The 19,467-nt window shown below is 36.6% G+C and carries 15 protein-coding genes and 1 pseudogene; 12 read left to right on the plus strand and 4 right to left on the minus strand.

Annotated elements, in window-relative coordinates:
* The first annotated feature begins 567 nt into the window (after positions 1-567).
* The 3 genes from V5M36_RS08145 to V5M36_RS08155 are packed head-to-tail and all read left to right on the plus strand — an operon-like array spanning position 568 to position 3,394.
* Positions 568-1,878, plus strand: a complete 1,311-nt coding sequence (locus tag V5M36_RS08145; RefSeq protein WP_338557799.1) for an MFS transporter — start codon at positions 568-570, stop codon at positions 1,876-1,878.
* Positions 1,875-3,080: an acetyl-CoA C-acyltransferase gene (locus V5M36_RS08150; RefSeq protein ID WP_338557800.1), complete on the plus strand. Its 1,206-nt coding sequence runs from the start codon at positions 1,875-1,877 to the stop codon at positions 3,078-3,080. The genes V5M36_RS08145 and V5M36_RS08150 overlap by 4 nt, the downstream gene beginning before the upstream one ends.
* A gap of 32 nt (positions 3,081-3,112) precedes the next feature.
* Positions 3,113-3,394 carry a muconolactone Delta-isomerase family protein gene (locus V5M36_RS08155; protein ID WP_338557802.1) on the plus strand — a complete coding sequence of 94 codons (282 nt, stop codon included), beginning with the start codon at positions 3,113-3,115 and terminating at the stop codon, positions 3,392-3,394.
* Between the two features lie 90 nt (positions 3,395-3,484).
* Here V5M36_RS08155 and V5M36_RS08160 read toward each other — a convergent pair whose 3' ends face one another.
* Positions 3,485-4,357: a LysR substrate-binding domain-containing protein gene (locus tag V5M36_RS08160; RefSeq protein ID WP_338557803.1), complete on the minus strand. Its 873-nt coding sequence runs from the start codon at positions 4,355-4,357 to the stop codon at positions 3,485-3,487.
* Positions 4,358-4,470: 113 nt separating this feature from the next.
* On the opposite strand from V5M36_RS08160, the gene pcaD reads away from it, so the two are divergent.
* From pcaD to V5M36_RS08175, 3 genes are all read left to right on the plus strand, one after another.
* Positions 4,471-5,220, plus strand: a complete 750-nt coding sequence (gene pcaD / locus V5M36_RS08165; RefSeq protein ID WP_338557804.1) for a 3-oxoadipate enol-lactonase — start codon at positions 4,471-4,473, stop codon at positions 5,218-5,220.
* Between the two features lie 64 nt (positions 5,221-5,284).
* Positions 5,285-5,944, plus strand: a complete 660-nt coding sequence (locus V5M36_RS08170; protein WP_338557806.1) for a 3-oxoacid CoA-transferase subunit A — start codon at positions 5,285-5,287, stop codon at positions 5,942-5,944.
* A 23-nt stretch (positions 5,945-5,967) separates the two neighbouring features.
* The gene (locus tag V5M36_RS08175) at positions 5,968-6,615 is read left to right on the plus strand and encodes a 3-oxoacid CoA-transferase subunit B (protein WP_338557807.1); all 648 of its coding nucleotides are present in this window, start codon (positions 5,968-5,970) and stop codon (positions 6,613-6,615) included.
* A gap of 385 nt (positions 6,616-7,000) precedes the next feature.
* Here V5M36_RS08175 and V5M36_RS08180 read toward each other — a convergent pair whose 3' ends face one another.
* Positions 7,001-7,237 carry a VF530 family protein gene (locus V5M36_RS08180; protein WP_338557808.1) on the minus strand — a complete coding sequence of 79 codons (237 nt, stop codon included), beginning with the start codon at positions 7,235-7,237 and terminating at the stop codon, positions 7,001-7,003.
* Positions 7,238-7,512: 275 nt separating this feature from the next.
* On the opposite strand from V5M36_RS08180, the gene V5M36_RS08185 reads away from it, so the two are divergent.
* The 6 genes and pseudogenes from V5M36_RS08185 to V5M36_RS08205 all read left to right on the plus strand — a co-directional run bounded on the left by V5M36_RS08185 (position 7,513) and on the right by V5M36_RS08205 (position 16,879).
* Positions 7,513-8,379, plus strand: a complete 867-nt coding sequence (locus V5M36_RS08185) for an AbiTii domain-containing protein (protein ID WP_338557810.1) — start codon at positions 7,513-7,515, stop codon at positions 8,377-8,379.
* A gap of 569 nt (positions 8,380-8,948) precedes the next feature.
* A pseudogene (locus V5M36_RS16075) lies at positions 8,949-9,113 on the plus strand (electron transfer flavoprotein-ubiquinone oxidoreductase); the annotation flags it as partial.
* Between the two features lie 281 nt (positions 9,114-9,394).
* The gene (locus tag V5M36_RS08190) at positions 9,395-10,558 is read left to right on the plus strand and encodes an efflux RND transporter periplasmic adaptor subunit (protein WP_338557813.1); all 1,164 of its coding nucleotides are present in this window, start codon (positions 9,395-9,397) and stop codon (positions 10,556-10,558) included.
* On the plus strand, positions 10,558-13,659 hold the full coding sequence (locus V5M36_RS08195) for a multidrug efflux RND transporter permease subunit (RefSeq protein WP_338557815.1): 3,102 nt from the start codon (positions 10,558-10,560) through the stop codon (positions 13,657-13,659). Before V5M36_RS08190 ends, V5M36_RS08195 begins: the two co-directional genes overlap by 1 nt.
* Before the next feature lie 105 nt (positions 13,660-13,764).
* Positions 13,765-15,183: an AdeC/AdeK/OprM family multidrug efflux complex outer membrane factor gene (adeC, locus tag V5M36_RS08200; RefSeq protein ID WP_338557818.1), complete on the plus strand. Its 1,419-nt coding sequence runs from the start codon at positions 13,765-13,767 to the stop codon at positions 15,181-15,183.
* A gap of 190 nt (positions 15,184-15,373) precedes the next feature.
* The gene (locus V5M36_RS08205; RefSeq protein ID WP_338557820.1) at positions 15,374-16,879 is read left to right on the plus strand and encodes an MFS transporter; all 1,506 of its coding nucleotides are present in this window, start codon (positions 15,374-15,376) and stop codon (positions 16,877-16,879) included.
* A gap of 144 nt (positions 16,880-17,023) precedes the next feature.
* On the opposite strand, the gene adeS is transcribed toward V5M36_RS08205, so the two are convergent.
* Entirely contained in the window at positions 17,024-18,130 is a 1,107-nt protein-coding gene (gene adeS / locus V5M36_RS08210) for a two-component sensor histidine kinase AdeS (RefSeq protein ID WP_338557821.1), read from the minus strand.
* On the minus strand, positions 18,120-18,848 hold the full coding sequence (adeR, locus tag V5M36_RS08215; RefSeq protein ID WP_338557823.1) for an efflux system response regulator transcription factor AdeR: 729 nt from the start codon (positions 18,846-18,848) through the stop codon (positions 18,120-18,122). The genes adeS and adeR overlap by 11 nt, the downstream gene beginning before the upstream one ends.
* Positions 18,849-19,467: the final 619 nt, after the last annotated feature.

Here is a 19,467-nt window from a genome sequence, read left to right on the forward strand (position 1 = left end):
TTAACTCTAGATTTTTACTATAAAGACCATCTACCTATATGTAGCAATAACCTTAAATTTTATCGTGCGAAATATATTCGCCGTTGACGAAGCGACACAGAGTAACTGATATTGTTCCATAATTGATTTGAGCTAAGTTAGCTATTTTCTAGTCAACAACTCACCAATTAATTTAAATCATCATATTTCTGAAAAATTCTAAAAATAACATTCTCAAAACCTTTTCTGAGTCTTTCTCTAACTCTTAATCTTTAAAAGTTAACTTCAAAGTAATTTCTTAGCAAATCTCAATCCGTGTTCTTCTACACATGATTATTCCTAAAATCATTCACTACTGAATAAGTCTCTAACTGAATATTTATAAATACATAGCTTACGATTTTTCATATTCATCTTGGCTTAGATTTTAAAATTTGAGAATGATATCCAACGAGTATGGCTAGGATATTGAAACGGTATTAGACAGCAGGAGTGCATTTAGCTGATTCTTGACACTGAAAAAAAAACACGATGATTTAATTCAGCTAATCCATAGGATTTGGATCGATTAAAATTAAGGATTATTAAATGCACAAAACAATTGATGATAAAGCACGACGTAAAGCGATAACTGCTGCTGGTATTGGTAACTTTGTTGAATGGTTTGACTTTGTTTTATATGCACAATTTGCTGCGATTATTGCGATACACTTCTTTCCCTCAGAGAATCCTACATCAGGCTTACTTGCAACTTTTGCAGTTTTTGCACTTGGTTTTTTAGCGAGACCTATTGGTGGTGTGATTTTTGGCCATTATGGCGATAAACATGGTCGTAAAAAAGCACTGTCAGCTGCCGTTTTATTGATGAGTATTGCCACATTTGCAATCGGTTTAACCCCAACTTTTGAGTCTATTGGCATAATGGCGCCTATTCTTTTGGTTGTTTGGCGTGTGTGTCAAGGTTTATCCGCGGGTGGTGAATATGCAGGTTCAAGTTCTTTTGTAATCGAATTTGCACCCAAAGGTAAAAAAGCGCTTTATGGAAGTATTAACCCAATCGCAACGGCATTAGGAATTATTGGTGGTGCTTTAGTTGGTTTAATTATGACTCAATTAATGGATCCAGAGCTTATCAATTCATGGGGCTGGCGTATTCCATTCATGATTGCAGGTCCTTTGGGTATTGTTGGTCTTTATTTACGTAATAAAGTTGAAGAAACACCTGAGTTTCAGGCTATTCAAAATAAAGTCAAAGAAGAAAAACATGCGCCTTTAGTTGAAGCATTCAAAAGTTCAAAAATGAATATGCTGACCTTATTCGGTTGGGCTTCTCTAAATGGTCTGGGCTTTTATATGTTGACTGGTTATATGATTACTTTCATGACCAATACAGCTCAAATGGCAAGACCCCAAGCATTGTCTGTTTATATAGTCGCATTGATCTTATTTTCATTCTCTTGTTATTTTGCAGGTAAGTTGATCGATCGTATCGGTATCCAGAAAGTCGCTATTGTATCTGCACTTGTAATGTCGATTTTAATTGTGCCAGCCTTCTATTTATTAAGCACAGGTGATTTAACAACAGCAATTATTGGTCTAAGTGTTTTTGGAATCGTGATGGGGTTTATTTGCACAGTCACACCTTTATTGATGGTCAATCTATTTCCTGCACATATTCGTTATAGCGCAAGCGCTTTGGCTTATAACTTGGCATACGGGCTATTGGGTGGAACAGCGCCTTATATTGCGACCTATCTCATTGCAGAGACAGGCAATAATCTTGCTCCTGCTTACTATGTCGTCTTCGTCACTATTTTTGGTTTATTAATTACTTTGACTGGTTTCCGATTTAACAAAGCGAACCAATCTGAGCATAAGGAATTGGTGCAATCATTATGATGAATAATAAAGTATTTATTTGTGATGCTATACGCACTCCAATTGGTAAGTTAGGTGGCGTTTTTAAAAGCTTAACGCCTCTCGATCTCGCCGTACCTTTAATACAGCATCTAACACAAAAAAACGCTAACATTGCTGTCCATTTAGATGAGCTAATCGTCGGGCAGGGTTATGGTACGGCTGAAGCTGCCAATATCGGTAAGGCTTTGGCACTAGATGCAGAGTTACCCGATCATGTTTGTGGTTATAGTGTGGATCGCCGTTGCGCATCAGGTCTACAAGCGATTATTGATGCGATGATGATGATTCAAACGGGTAAGGCTAATTTGATCATTGCTGGTGGTGTAGAGTCATTGAGTCAAGCTCCTTATTACAGCACCAGTATTCGCTGGGGTGGTTTTGGAGATCTGAACCTTAAAGACTCACTAAAGTATGGTCGTATTCATGCGAATGGTCAGAAAAACCCAATTCAAGGTGGCATGCTTGAAACGGCTGAGAACCTGAGAAAAAAATATGCTATCAGCCGCCAAGCTCAAGACGAATGGGCAGTTTTAAGTCATCAAAAAGCTTGTAAAGCGATTGCTGATGGCAAGTTCAGTCGAGAAATTCTTCCCGTGAATGTAAAAGGGAAGTTGATTGATACAGATGAACATCCAAGAGCTGATACGACACTTGATCAACTGTCATTGTTAAAACCTATTTTACTGAAAAGTGATCCTGAATCTACTGTAACCGCCGGGAATTCATCTGGTCAAAATGATGCAGCCGCTTTTTGCTTAATTGCAAGTGAGAAAATGGTTGCAGAACTCAATTTGAAACCGTTAGCGGAAATTGTTGATTGGTCGATTGCTGGTGTACCAAGTGCGATCATGGGGATTGGACCTGTGCCCGCTATACGAAAGGTTTTGAAATCAACTGGACTGACTTTGGCAGATATTGATCGTATTGAAATCAACGAAGCTTTTTCTGCACAGCTATTGGCATGTACGCAGGAATTGAATTTTGGTCCAGAAGAATTTGAAAAACTCAATGTCAATGGATCGGGAATTTCGCTTGGACATCCGATTGGTGCTACAGGTGCTCGAATTATGACGACGTTGATCAATGAACTTCAAAGTCATCATCTGCGTTACGGTTTGATCTCTATGTGCATTGGGGGCGGACAAGGCATGGCTGCAATTATTAAAAACATTAACCACTAAAAATATTAACCACTAAGGAAGAGAGGTATAACATGTTATACATGGTTCAAATGACAGTAAACAAACCGAATGATATTGATCCAGATGTTTGGCTAGATATTATTACAAGAGAACGTGAGTATGGGCAAAAGTTCATGAAGAATGGACAATTTCCGCATATTTGGCGTGTAGTTGGTAAGTTTTCTAATGTCAGTATTTTTGATGTTGAATCTAATGATGCATTGCATCAAATCTTATCGGGATTCCCATTATTTCCCTACATGGATATGCAGGTGACAGCACTTGCTGAGCATCCATCGGCTTTGAAAAAATAAGCTGTATTGAATATAAAAAAATCCCTTAACAGTGTTAAGGGATTTTTTTATTGAAAGGAAATAATGAATAATCGAATATTTTTCATCAAATTAACTTAAGGTACTCAGTGCATTTTTTAATAATATTGAAGGATTTCCTTCACGCCACACGACTGCAAGATCAATAAATGTATGATTATCTTCTAGAGGTATGTAACGAATTTCATCTAATTGAATATTTTCAAGGCCTTCAAGCGTTAATGTAATGCCGTAGTTAGCCGCAACCAAGATTAAAATGGAATGTGTGTCGTCAGCTTCTTTCACGATCCGAGGATTAAAGCCAGCTTCCTGACACGCATGAATAAACACTTCTCGAATAACAGAACCTTTATAAGCATGATTTGTAATAAACTTTTCGTCACGTAACTCACTAACATTAATAAATTTTCTAGAGGCGAGAGGATGCGTTACAGGAACAGCAGCGATTAATCGATGACGACTAATGATCGTATAAGAAATTCCTAATGTACTAATGGGTAATAAAACCATTCCTGCATCTAAATCGCCGTTAGCAACACTTTCTAGCACTAGATTAGAATTGGCTTTTCGATGGATTTCAAAGTCAATATTAGGATAAAACTTTTTGGTCTGATTAAATAATTTCGGTAAAACGACGCTGGGTAAAGCACCTGAAAAACCGATATGAATTTTCCCTAAACTTCCTTGGTTTGATTTACACACGGCCGCCGCCGCTTGCTCAATTGCTAATTTAACTTTTTTTGCTTCTATTACAAAAATTTCACCTTCCGGTGTCAGATTTAAACCTTTGGGAATGCGTTCAAAAAGTTTACAGCCAAGCTCATCTTCTAATTGCTGAATTTGCTTCGACAAAGGAGGTTGCGCGATAAACAAGCGCTTAGCGGCCCGTCCGATATTTAATTCTTCTGCAACAATTAAAAAAGATCGTAATAGTCTAAATTCCATTTAAAACACACTCTAACTATGACGTCGATATTAAAATAGTATTTGAATATATAGCATAAAAAACCACAATGATAAGTGGTGATATATACCAAAATCAATTCAGTGAGGAACACATGATTTATTATAAAACCTTTGGAATACAAGGAAGTAAGACTTTAGTTTTGGGTAGCTCTTTAGGCACCTCATCCAATATGTGGAACAATATTATTGAAGATTTAGCACAAAAGTTTTTTGTTGTTACTTTTGATACGCGTGGTCATGGGCAGTCACAACAACTTGGACTACAAGAATCATCTGTCGAACAATATGCTGAAGATGTTATTGAAATCATGGATTTTTTAAACATTAAAAGCTTTAGCTATGCAGGTTTATCTCTGGGTGGTGCGATCGGACAAATTTTAGCAATCAAATATCCCACACGCGTAGAGCGCTTAATTTTATGCTGCACAGCTGCGAAATTTGGTGAACCTGAATTTTGGTATAACCGAGCTAATCAAGTGTTAGATCAAGGTTTAAATTCAATTTTAGAAGCTACAAAAAGTCGTTGGTATACACCAGGAACGGCAGAATCAAATGCATTTGCTCAAAGCTTATTAGATGAACTTCTCACATTCGATCCAGTGGGATATGCAAACACGTGTAAAGCTGTCGCAAAATTTGATGTTCGTGCACAACTTAATGAAATTCAATGTCCAACTTTAGCGATTGCAGGAACTGAAGATTTATCAACGCCTGTATCGGTTATGCAAGACCTAGTTAGCCATATTCCAAATGCAGAGCTTATAGCCGTTTCTGATGCAGCACATATCGGTAATGTTGAAAAACCGGAAGCGTTTAAAAATGCAATCTTAAATTTTGCATAATTTATCATTATAAGCAGGGATGAAATCTATTGTATTTCTCCCTTCTTTTTCTATGGAAAGAGCAATGATTTCAAAGGTAATCAGTAGCGCTTATGAAGCGGTGTCAGTAATAAAAGATGGATCAACAATTGCCATTGGTGGGTTTGGTGGAGCTGGTCAGCCAGAAGATTTAATTAATGCTCTGATTGAGCATGGAGCGAAGGACTTAACCTTAGTCAGTAATAATGCGGGCAATCATGAGGAAGGCATCGCAGCATTATTAAAAGCAGGACAGGTCCGTAAAATTATTTGCTCATTTCCGCGTATGAGCCACTCCTATGTATTTGATGAGCTTTATCATGCAGGAAAATTAGAATTAGAACTTGTACCGCAAGGAAATTTAGCTGAACGATTACGTGCCGCTGGCGTTGGTCTTGGCGCAATATATAGTCCAACCAGCTATGGCACATTGTTGGCTGAAGGTAAAGAAACCAAATCGATTGCTGGTATAGATTACCTTTTAGAATATCCAATCTACGTTGACGTCGCGTTAATCAAGGCTGAATTAGGAGATCGATGGGGTAATTTAACCTATCGTAAAGCTGCACGTAACTTTGGCCCAGTCATGGCCATGGCAGCAAAACATACCATTGCATCAGTATCTAAAATTGTCGAGTTAGGTGAATTAGATCCTGAGAATATTATTACGCCAGGAATATTCGTCAAAAATTTGATCAGTCGATAATAGAATAAATATAGGACTTTATAATGGATTTTGAAGTTAGAAATAAAATCGCCTCAAGAGTGGCGCGTGACATTCCTGAAGGTTCATATGTAAATTTAGGAATAGGATTACCCACTTTAGTGGCTAACCATTTGGATGCCAGCAAAGACATTTTTCTCCATACAGAAAACGGTATTTTAGGCAAGTGGACAGCAGCAGTTGAAGGTGAAGAAGACTGGGATCTGATCAATGCGGGTAAAGAAGCGATCGAGCTCTTACCAGGAGCCGCATTTTTTCATCATGCTGACTCATTTGGGATGATGAGAGGAGGGCACCTAGATATTTGCGTATTAGGTGCTTATCAAGTATCTGCTCAAGGGGATTTGGCAAATTGGCATACTGGTCAAAAAAAATCCATCCCTGCTGTTGGTGGTGCAATGGATCTGGCTGTCGGTGCAAAAAAAGTATTTGTTATTATGGAATTATTGAATAAAAATGGTGTGTCTAAATTCCTTGACGAGTGTTCATATCCTATTACTGGGTTGAAGTGCGTCAGCAGAATATATACAGATATTGCGACTTTCGAAATTAGAGATGATGGCGTTTATATTTTAGAAATTTTTGAAAATATGTCCTTAAGTGATTTAAAAACACTTATTCCATTTTCTATTAACACCAGCTTACTGAAATAAATGATATTGATATATCAAGGTTTTTTGGGAATCTCATCAACATGATTAAGCATGATTCTAGTTTAAGTTGATGAGATTTAGCTGAAAAAACATCCCAAGATATTCCAATTAACCTCTGGTGTACTCAGTTGATTTAAAAATATTAAATGTTTAATTAAATGCGGTTTGGAGAATATTTGGTTTTTATTAATATTTCCATGGTTGCCTCTAAATAACACTTCAAGCGATTGGTAAGGTAAATGTAGAAATATTTAAAATGAATTCTATATGGTGAGGCGTGGTGGCAGTCCACCACTAACTAACATGTGTATACAAAATCTATGGTTATTCAATAAGTGTAGTTTAGTATTTGGTATAAAATTATGCTAAGGCTGAGTTTTGATAGCTACGATTTCTCTTTGGCTTTTTGGCGTAAGACATACAAATATAAGCTTTCTACTTTTTCACGTGCCCATGGTGTAGTACGTAAGAATCGCAATGATGATTTAACACTTGGATCTATGCAAAAACATCTAATCTCAATTTTACGACTTAAGCCTTCAAAGCCACCGTAGTAATCCAATAATTCATCCAAAATATCAGCAAGTTTTTTACCGTGTAATGGGTCATTAGAAGCGTTCATAGTAGATTAATCATATTTTGGGAGGTCATCATTATAACCTGAGCAAGTTGAAAAATGAGAGTGGTGGAATTTAAACGTAATGAACATTGAAAATTACAACTTATTTTCTATTTTACTTTTTCTAATTATAAATTTGTCAAATTCTATTAAATTAATTATACAGTCAGTGCAGTACATTGAAAGAAACATATGAGTAGGATACAGTCTTTGATATTCTATTTAATATAAAATGAAGTTATTCGACTTCAGAATGACTACTAATAAGTAAAAAATTTATGAAAGCCATTACAGCATTACAAAAACTAGTTTTAGATCCTAAATCAAATTTGACGGATATACTTCGTAATGCATTATTAATTTCACAAAAATTAGGTTTGTATGATTTTAAGTCATGGTGTGAGCTTGAATTAAAAGGATACGAGGATATTGATGAGTCAAATATACCCGAGTACAGGTGTATTTATGGTTCTTTTCATGTTTTAGATGTGCGTAATGGAAGACGTCAATATGTTGGTGATCAAGCAGTAGGGCAAATAATAAGAGATGGTGCTATTTTTTTTCAGGAAACATTAGTGAGTGATCAAGATTTTTTTGATTTTAGGTTTCCAGATGATAAAAATGCATTTCTAAAAAAAACATTTAATCTTAATTCAAGCAATTATATCTTTTATTCAAAAGTAAATAAAATTGCTATAAAAAAAGTTTTAGAAATTATTAGAACAAAAGTCTTAGAGTTTTCTATTGAGTTAGATAAAGAAGGTATATTAGGTGAGGATTGGGAATTTACGATAGAGGAAAAAAAATTGGCTATCAATATTACAAACTTTCAAGGAATCTTGGGGGATGTTAAACATAGTAATGTTCAACAAACAAACACTTTAACAGTTCAAAAAAATGATTTTGAATCATTAGAGCGATATTTAAAATGTAATGGTATTGAAAGCGATGATATTTTGGACTTAAAAACTATTATAGATGTTAGCCCTCTACCGCAGTCACAAAGTGAATATAGTCCTGATTTAAAGAATTGGATGACAAAAATGATTGGTAAGTCTATTGATGGCACTTGGCAGGTTACTGTGGGTGCCGCAGGTAGTCTCCTTGCTACAGGTCTTCAACAGTATTTTGGAATTCTAGGCTAACAAAAAAAAGAGTCCATGTTATCTAATGGTGGACTCTAGTCCCAAATTCGGGACTTCTTAATATTTTTTAGGTAGCCAGTAAATAGACGTGACATAGTTTGTCGCACTTGTTGGGTAAAAATTGGAAATATTTTCATATTTGAACTATAAAAATAACTTTACTAATGTGGACGTTTTTATAATATGCGGGTAATGGATTCACAATAGGTATCTGAATAATAAGCTTTCCCAAGATTTAAAGATCATAGCCACGCAGACTTGCGTAGGCTAGACTAATACGCAAGTCGACTAGCGATCTGATTTCTGCATAACTTATATTATGTTCCTTAGGATACTCAGCAACGTGATGATTTAAATTATACATCACGTTGCTGAGCTGTAGCTACAAACAGTGTTGTGTAGGCTACAGTCTCAGATATTCTATTTAACTTATGTTTACCTAAAGTCTAGTTCATAATACTATTTAACCATATAATAATTAAATTTCAACAACATATGCACAAACACATAATTATTTTTATAAAGTAACTTCATGAACTATACGTTTTATTCCTTTAAGATCTGCCTAGAATGGCAACTATGCTATCTCGCTCGGTAATGTGGTGCGCTGGTTAGGTACGAAAGCGGAAGAGCTGGAAGTGTCGATCTTTCCGGGCTTTACCGCATCTGAAATCCTGTACCATGCAGACGGTTCGCTAAAAGGCATCCAAACCGGTGACATGGGCATCGGCAAAGTTTCATACTGAGATCTAATATTAAATATATGATGAACTTCAATTCATTTTAAATTTTAGTAATTATATTGAATCATGATTTAAGTCTTTTTCTCTATTTCGATAACGTTCAGTAAATATTTTAAAATGCTTCAGAATACCGAAATTACGTTCAACACCTAAAATAGGTATCCTAAAACTTAAATCTATCTATATCTCCACACAATCTCCATACAACATCATCAATTCATAAACATTATTAATTAAAAATAATAGAGCCAAAAACTACCTCTTTGAAAAACATGCAAAAAAGTCAACATTTAATAAGTTCAATGCTTATTACAATTGTACTTCTAACGAGTTGCTCACAATTCGAAAATGATGAACCGTCTACAGCAGAAATGCCGCCAGCTGTTGTAAGTACAATCACTGTAGTCCCACAATCAATTAATGTAATTGAAAACCTTCCAGGTCGTGTTACAGCTTATCGTATTGCTGAAATCCGTCCGCAAGTGGGTGGAATTGTCGATAGAGTACTCTTTAAGCAAGGCTCTTATATACAGGCTGGGCAACCACTTTTTAAACTAAATTCTGAAATTTTTCAGGCAGATGTAAAGAGTAATCAAGCCGCCTTAAATCGTGCTCAGGCGGAAGTAATACGTTTACAAGTATTATTAAAGCGTTTCACTGAATTAGTAAAAGTCAATGCAATTAGTCAGCAAGAATACAACAATACAGAAGCAGACTATAAGAAAGCAAAAGCGGATGTAGCGCAAATGCAAGCCATATTAAGTAGACAGCAGCTTAGTCTTAAATATGCCACTGTCACAGCACCGATTTCTGGAACGATTGGTGAAATCTTAGTGACTGAAGGTGCATTAGTGAGTCAAGGCGATACCAAGGCTATGGCGATTATACAGCAGATCAATAAAGTCTATGTTGATGTTAAACAATCGATTAGTGATTATGAAAAACTTCAGGAAGCTTTACAGCAAGGTGATATCTCCAATAAAAAGCACTCTGTTGAAATTCTGAATAGTCAGGGTAAACCTTATAATGTCATAGGTGAAATCCTATTTTCGGATACTAAAGTTGATCCTGATACAGGTGATGTCACTATTCGTATTTTAGCCAATAATGAAAATCATAAGCTTCTGCCAGGCATGTATGTTCGGGTAAATATGAGTCGAGCTCAAGTTGACAATGCACTACTAGTTCCTGAGCAAGCCATTCAACATGATATTAGTGGCAAGGCCAACATCACCATCATCAATCAAAAAGGTCTAGCACAAAGTAAGCCTATTCAAATTGGTCAACGCTTTCAAAACAGTTATGTGGTGACACAAGGTTTACAAGCAGGCGAAAAAGTTATTGTTGAGGGAGCTGATCGTATACAGCCTGAGCAAAAATTAAAAATCAAACAATGGCAGCCGACAAACACTAAGAAAAATGGAGAACAACCATAATGTCTCAATTTTTCATCAGGCGTCCTATTTTTGCGTGGGTGATTGCCTTATTTATTATTCTGTTAGGTGTACTTAGTATACCTAAGCTACCCATTGCTCGATTTCCGAGTGTTGCACCACCACAAATTAGTATTACTGCAATTTATCCAGGCGCATCCCCAAAAACATTGAATGATAGTGTTGTGACATTGATTGAGCGAGAAATGTCAGGTGTCAAGAACTTACTATATTATAGTTCAAGTTCTGATAGTTCTGGCACGGCAACAATCACGGCAACATTTAAAACGGGTACAGATGTAGAACTGGCACAAGTTGATGTACAAAACAAAATCAAATCGATTGAGTCACGCTTACCGCAAGCGGTTCGACAACAGGGGTTAATGGTCGAGGCATCATCATCAGGATTTCTAATGATGGTGGGGTTGAGTTCACCAAATGATCAATATAGCGAAATTGACGTCAGTGACTACATGACTCGCTATGTCATTGAAGAATTAAAGCGGGTTGAGGGTGTTGGTAAAGTTCAAAACTTTGGTGCTGAAAAAGCAATGCGAATCTGGGTTGATCCAGATCGTTTGGTCTCTTATGGATTAAGTATTCAAAATGTTAATACAGCCATCCAAAACCAAAACTTGCCGATATCACCAGGTCGTATTGGTGATGCGCCTGCTTTGACGGGGCAACAAATTACCATTCCTTTAACAGCTCAAAGTCAATTAGAAACTGTAGAGCAATTCAAAAATATTAGTTTACGTTCTCATCAAAATGGTGCCAATGTTCGACTGTCGGATGTCGCTCGTGTCGAAATCGGAGCGCAGATGTATAATTTTGCCATTTTAGAAAATGGTAAAGCATCTACAGCAGTGGCAATACAAATGAGTCCGGGTGCTAATGCTGTTAAGACTGCAGAGGGCGTCAAAGCTAAAATTGAACAATTAAATCCAGCATTGCCCGATGGTATGAAATTCTCTATACCATACGATACGGCACCTTTTGTTAAAGTATCGATTGAAAAAGTGATCATTACACTGCTTGAAGCCATGGCTCTCGTTTTTATTGTGATGTTTATCTTCTTACACAATGTTCGATACACCTTAATTCCTGCAATGGTTGCACCGATCGCATTACTTGGTACATTCTCAGTCATGCTACTGGCAGGTTTTTCTATCAATGTGCTGACCATGTTCGGTATGGTGCTTGCAATCGGGATTATTGTCGATGATGCGATTGTCGTCATCGAAAATGTTGAACGAATTATGGCGACAGAAGGTTTATCTCCAGTTGAAGCAACCTCTAAAGCTATGAAGGAAATTACCAATCCGATTATTGGTATTACTTTAGTTTTAGCAGCTGTATTTTTACCCATGGCATTGGCGGCAGGCTCAGTGGGGATTATCTATCGCCAATTTACGATTACCATGTCGGTTTCAATTCTATTCTCAGCATTCCTTGCACTGACTTTAACTCCAGCTCTATGCGCAACGATGTTGAAGCCTATTGATCGGGATCATCAAAAAAAAGGTGTTTTTGCTTGGTTTGATCGTAATTTTGAAAAGCTGAATATTGTATATGAGCGAAGTTTATTTAAGGTTATTAAACATAAAACCATCGCAATGTTGTGTTTTCTAGGTATTGTCATTCTACTGATTTTCAGTTTTAAACAAGTACCAACTGCATTTATGCCTGAAGAAGATCAGGGCTGGTTTATGACTTCAATTCAGCTTCCTGCAGATGCAACACAAGAACGTACCCGTAAAGTCGTTACTGAATTTCAAAATCATTTAGATCAAGAAACAGGCATCAAAGATAATTTGGCTATATTGGGCTTTGGCTTCAGTGGTTCTGGTCAAAATACAGCGATGTATTTTACCAATCTACTGCCATTTGAAGAGCGTACAATTACTGCACAGGAAGTTGTCAATAATGCCAATTTGGCTATGGCTGAAAGTTCAGAAGGTCAAACCATGTCTGTGCTGCCACCAGCCATTGATGAACTGGGGAACTCCTCTGGTTTTTCATTGCGATTATTAGATCGTGGCAACATCGGTATGCCTGCTTTAAGAGCGGCACAGGATCAGCTTTTAGCATTAGCAGCACAAAGTAGAATCGTGGCAAATGTTAATCCCGAAGGCTTACCTGATGGCAGTTCTGTCCAATTGAAAATTGACCGAGACAAACTTCAAGCTTTGAGGGTTAACTTTAGTGATGTCACCGATATCATTTCTACTTCAATGGGTTCGATGTATATCAATGATTTTCCAAATCAAGACCGTATGCAGCAAGTGATTGTACAGCTTGATGCTAAATCACGTATGAATATTGAAGATATTCTTCAAATTAAGGTGAACAGTCAAAGTGGTAAATTGGTTTCAATGTCTGAAATTATTACCCCTATTTGGCAACATTCACCTCAACAATACAATCGTTATAACGGTCGTCCCTCATTAAGTATTTCTGGCGGTCCAGCAGCAGGTATTTCTTCAGGACAAGCCATGAATGAAATGGAAAATTTGATTCAGCAGCTTCCTAAAGGCGTGGGCTATGAATGGACTGGGATTTCTCTAGAAGAGAAACAGTCTGAGTCACAAACCTTGTTTTTATTATTGTTGTCGATGTTAGTCGTCTTCCTTGTCTTAGCAGCGCTTTATGAAAGTTGGTCAATTCCGTTATCCGTGATGTTGGTTGTCCCTCTAGGGTTGATTGGCGCCTTTTTGGCAGTGATGCTGCGCGGTATGCCAAATGATATTTTCTTTAAGGTCGGCATGATCACCATTATTGGTCTATCTGCAAAGAATGCCATTTTGATTGTTGAATTTGCAAAATCTTTAAGAGAAGAAGGTATGGGCTTAGTAGAGGCAACAGTTGCGGCAGCTACATTGCGTTTACGTCCAATTTTAATGACGTCTCTGGCATTTACGTGTGGCGTTATTCCTTTAGTCATTGCCAGTGGTGCCAGTTCTGAAACTCAAAAAGCAATTGGTACAGGCGTTTTTGGCGGAATGATTAGTTCAACTGTCTTAGCTGTCATTTTTGTCCCTATTTTCTTTATCGTGGTCATGAGCATCGTCGAAAAATTCTCTAAACCTAGGTCAGCACACTAATTATAAAAGCAGTGGGTTAAGAAGTTTGGCCCACTAGCGATCAGTCTTTTATATATTAAATTTCAATTTTTATCTGATGACGTTTAACCGTTTGGAGCCATCATTATGAAATTAAAATCATGGTCATATTTAGGTCGTGGATTAGTGGTTTCTGCACTTACATTTTCTATGGCAGCGTGCCAAAGCATGCGTGGCCCTGAACCTACTGTAGAGACGAATCTCCCTGCAAGTTTTCAGCAGGCAAATGGTCAGAGTATTGCAGAAATAGGCTATAAAGATTTTTTTATCGACTCTCGTTTAATTAAAGTTATCGAGTCAGCCTTAGAAAATAACCGAGACTTACGTACAGCAACGCTTAATATACAACGTTCTCAACAGCTATTTCAAATTACACAAAGTAATCAATTACCGTCTATAAGCGCTAGTGGCAGTTTACTAGGTCAAAATAGACCGAATACTTCAACGTCTTACAATATTGGCTTAGGCATGACTGCTTATGAACTCGATTTATGGGGACGTATCAGCAGTTTAAAAGATAGTGCTTTAGACCGTTATTTTGCGACTGCAAGTGCTCGTGATGCCACAAAAATCTCATTGATTGGACAAGTTGCAGATACTTGGCTCGCTTACTCGTATGCACTTGCCAATTTACAATTAGCTGAAAAAACATTAAAGGGTCAACAAGAAGCTTACAGTCTCAATAAAAAGCGTTTTGACTTAGGAATTGATAGTGAACTTACCGTACACCAGGCTAAAATTTCTGTTGAAACAGCCCGTACTGATATAGGTCAATATAAAATACAAGTTGCACAAACTTTAAATGCATTAAATTTGCTGATCGGGCAACCTATTACCCAAAATTTGCTTCCTGATACACATGTGAAGACAGTCACTTCTATTGACTCTTTCGGCACAGGATTACCAAGTGATTTGCTTCTTAACCGTCCAGATTTACGTACCGCAGCATTTAATCTCTCAGCAGCAGGAGGCAATATTGGGGCTGCAAAAGCACAACTCTTTCCAACAATTAGCTTAATGGGTACAGCAGGTTATGCGAGTGCTGATTTGACCGATTTGTTTAAATCAGGTGGATTTAATTGGTCAATCGGACCTAGATTAGACTTTCCAATCTTTGATTGGGGTACACGTAAATCAAATATAAAAATTGCCAAAATTGATCAAAATATTGCACTCGCTGATTATGAAAAAGCAATTCAATCCGCTTTTAAAGAAGTTAGTGATGCATTAGCTATTCGTAATACCATCGATGAACGGTTATTAGCGCAACATCGCTTGGTTGATGCATCTCAAGCTTCGTACGATTTATCGAATAAACGCTTTAGCTCAGGTGTCGATGATTATTTTAATGTACTTGATGCAAAGCGTAGTTTATATAACGCTGAGAAGAGTCTATTGGTTCTTGAACAAATAAAACTGAATAATCAAATTGAGCTGTATAAAGCGTTGGGCGGTGGTATAAAAATTAATACTACGAATGTTATTCATATTGATAAATCTAGCTAAGAACGTGATGTGATTTTCGCTAGTTTTTATATTTATAAATAGTAAGAAACAGCCATCCGTTGCCAAGGATTTTTAAAGTAAATAACTTGGCAACAGGTATAAATAAGTTCAAAGAGTACTTGATGACTCAAGATGAGCTAGCTGTTTAGCATCAAATAACGATGAATAAACCATCTATGTAGGTTTAATAATGAAATCTTCAAATCTTGATCCAAAACGTTGGTGGATACTTTGCGCAGTCGTGCTTGCATTTCTACCCATTGTAATTGACATGACAGTACTACATGTTGCGGTTCCATCATTAACACAATCACTGAATACTACGAATAATCAAGTCCTATGGATTATTGATATTTATCCACTACTTATGGCTGGGCTTTTAGTTCCTATGGGAACATTGGCTGATCGTATTGGTAGTCGTAAGATTTTGTTGATTGGTCTGGCTGTATTTGGAGTTGCTTCAGTCCTTGCCGCATTTTCACAAACAGCCTCTATGCTGATAGCCTCGCGTGCTTTGTTAGCATTAGGTGCTGCCATGATTATGCCATGTGTATTAAGTATTATTCGTAGAACCTTTGAAGATAGTACTGAACGCGGCCTTGCATTGGGTATTTGGGGGACAATTGGCTCTGCTGGTGCAGCAATTGGCCCGCTGATCGGTGGTGGATTGTTAGAATATTTCTGGTGGGGCTCGGTTTTCCTTATTAATGTTCCAATCATGCTTGTTGTCGCACCCATGTGTTATTTATTATTACCTCGTAAGGAAGCTATAACCCCAGGGCATTGGGCATTTGGTCAAGCTCTATTGCTGACTGTCGGTTTGATTTCATTTGTATATGCGCTAAAAGCAGGCTTAGGCGGTAAACAATCGTTGTTGATCGTCTTGCCTCTGCTCATTTTTTCTATCGGCTTATTAGTCATATTCGTACGTAAACAACTGAATTCTACCCAACCGATGCTTGACCTTTCGCTATTTTCACATCCAGCTATTTTAGCAGGCATTATTATGGCAATGGTTGCTGCGGGTGCTTTAGCTGGAGTGGAATTAACCTTAGCTATGGAACTTCAATATGTCATCGGTTTAACACCGCTTGAAGCAGGTCTTTTTATGGTTCCCATTATGGTTGCTGCAGCTATTGGTGGACCTGTCGCTGCATTTTTATCTAATAAATTTGGACTCCGTCTTGTTGCGTCTATGTCACTAACTTTTGCAGCAATTGCCTTAATGAGTTTGAGTTATTCAGACTTTCATCATCCAGGGCTCATAGTTCCATTTATATTAGCTGTGATTGGATTAACCTTGAGCATTGGTTTAACCGCCTCATCAATTGCGATTATGGGTTCGGTACCTGCAGAAAAAGGTGGAGCAGCAGGGTCATTAGAAAGTACAGGCTATGAGCTGGGTACTGGATTAGGTATTACCTTGTTTGGTGTTTTTATGGCCTATATATTTGGTAGCCATCTTAAAGTGTCATCAGATCTACCAGCGTCATTAGCAGAGAAAGCTAGGCTATCGATTGGCGATACATATTTGGTAGCGAATCAGTTGACGAGTGAAGAAGGAGCAGCATTGATTGCTGCGGGTAAAGCAGCCTTTAGTTCAGCTCACGTGAATTTATTATTAACAGCAGGCATTATCATTGCTATGCTTGCTGTTGTTGTATTCATGATGCTGGCTAAATATCGAGATGAGTAATTTAATGTCACGTAATGAATATTAGAATGATCAAATAAGATTGTTAATTTAACCCGAATCGCGCATAAGGATTCGGGTTAAATGAATATATCAAATTCTTAAATTTACGCATTAAATGGATCTACACTGATCTGCACTTGACCATTAGAAATGAGCTGGAGTTTTACGATTCAACTGAATGGTAAAACAGCTACCACCTAAGTTTTTTGACTTAGAGTAATAAATGTGACCTTCATGTGCTTCAATAATCGCATCTATCACCGCCAAGCCTAAGCCAGTACCACCATCTAAACGAGATCTAGAGTCTTCCAAACGATAGAAAGGTTGGAACAAATGTTCGAGATGTGAGACATCAATACCAGGGCCTTCATCTTCAAACATTAATATCCAATATTCTTTAGTAGTAACGGTCGTAATATTGATTTGTCCAGCATTCGAATACCTTAAAGAATTTGAGAATAATGCAATAAAGACTTGTTCCATTCTTCTTATATCAACATAAACATCATCATCCGTTAAATTTACAACAGCATTTAAATATTTCGCTTGAAAACGCTCATTAAACATCCGTAAACATTTATCAATACTTGATTTTAAATTAGTCTTCTCAAGTTCTAAACGTAATTGTTTATTTTCAATAAGCGTGAGTGTTCGTAAATCTTCAACAAGATAAGATAACCCCTCGACTTGATTTAATAAACTTTGGTGTAAGGAATGATCTGCAACGAATATGCCGTCGACAATACCTTGTAACCGACCTTGTAGAATCGTCACGGGTGTTCTTAATTCATGAGCAATGGCTGCATTCCATAAAGTTAAGTTCTTAACAGATAATTCAAGTTGATTTGCCATTGCATTAACGTTTTCAATTAATGATTTGATTTCATGCGGAATATCGTGATGCGGTTGTTCAATTCTGAGGGACAGATTCCCTTGTTGAATTTGCTGAATGGCATTTGCTAAATCACTGATCGGCTGGGTATAGCGTTTACCGTATTTAACAGCAAGAATAGTGGATAGAAAAAAACCTGCTAATAAAACCAAAAACAGCCAAACAAAATCTATAGATGTAATTAAAAGTTGACTAGGATTGGTATTAGGATAATTAAATAAATCTATCTTGATTGCCCAACTGTAAACAAAATAGCCAATTGCAAAAGATAAAAGTGTAATGCCTAAATTGAATAGGCTCATCATAATGATAAATTGTAAATTAATACCAACTGAGTTTTTTAAAAAGCTACGTTTCATGATTTTGATCTAACCTATAACCAACCCCACGCACATTAATCAATAAGTCGTACACATCATTTTCTTCAAGTTTTTTTCTTAACTTACTAATATGACTATCTACGGTACGATCTAATGCATCACTTTCTGGCATGCAGCTTTGAATCAATTCACTACGAGTAAAGACTTTATTTGGTGCATTAACCATTAAAACTAGTACTTTATACTCAGTTAGAGTGAGATTGAGGAGTTGAGACTTTTGACCATTTGAAATATAAACTTGATGATTTTCAATATTAATCTCAATACTTTTGTAGCGAATAATATTATTAATTTCAGCATTACGACTAAGGCTGCGTCTTAACACAGCTTGTATTCTCGCAATCACTTCATTTGGATTAAATGGTTTGATAATAAAGTCATCAGCACCCATTTTGAGGCCCATAATTTTATTGACCTGATCATCCAATGCAGTCAGCATTATGACGGGTAAGTTACTGCATTGGCGAATGATTTGTAAAACATCCCAGCCATTTAATTTAGGTAATTTTATATCAAGTAGAATTAGGTCGATTGAGTGAGTTTTTAAGTAATTTAAGGCTTGGTGTCCATCTAATGCACGGATGACCTGCATGTTTTCATTTTTAATGTATTTTTCAAGAATATCACCAATATCATAATCATCTTCAACAATAAGAATAACGCTATTTTCAAAGCTATGTTGTAAGTTCAGATACATAAAATACAATTTTAATTGAAGTGAGTGATTTAGTTTAACATTTAAAGTTGATCAATTTTGGAATCACTAAATTCTACTTTTAAAATTTCAATAGCTATTTTTACTAATAGTAAAAAGATAAAAATTAAATTTACATAAAATTTTTCTATTATTATGATTTAAATTCATCGATGAGTTTTGATAACAAATTTTATGTACTAACAGTTCTTGGAGGGGTACACGTTTCTTAGTTAAGTACTCAGCTTAAGGATTTTCAATGATAGAATGTTCCTCGACTAGTTTATTCAAGTAAATCAAATCTAAATATTTATTAACAATATCTACAAGTATATCAAGTAGTTTTGATATTAATGAAGTATAGCCTTGATAGGCTGGCTTTGTTGAATAAAGGTTTGCAAGTCTCAGCTAAGTTCTCCAAATTTAAGATACAACTTGGGTATCAGGGCGGCCCAATTTTATGAATTTATTCAAGACTTGAGCAGCAATGCTGCGTAATGTGCATGAGTCTCGTTCACTGGACTGTCAAAATTCCTAACACTGAGTTTATTGCCTAAAAACTTGATGAAATGCATTGTGGTTTACACCATTATTTTTGATAATAACCAGACGGCTTTCCATA

The organism is Acinetobacter sp. KS-LM10 (assembly GCF_036896575.1).
Taxonomy (GTDB): domain Bacteria; phylum Pseudomonadota; class Gammaproteobacteria; order Pseudomonadales; family Moraxellaceae; genus Acinetobacter; species Acinetobacter avistercoris.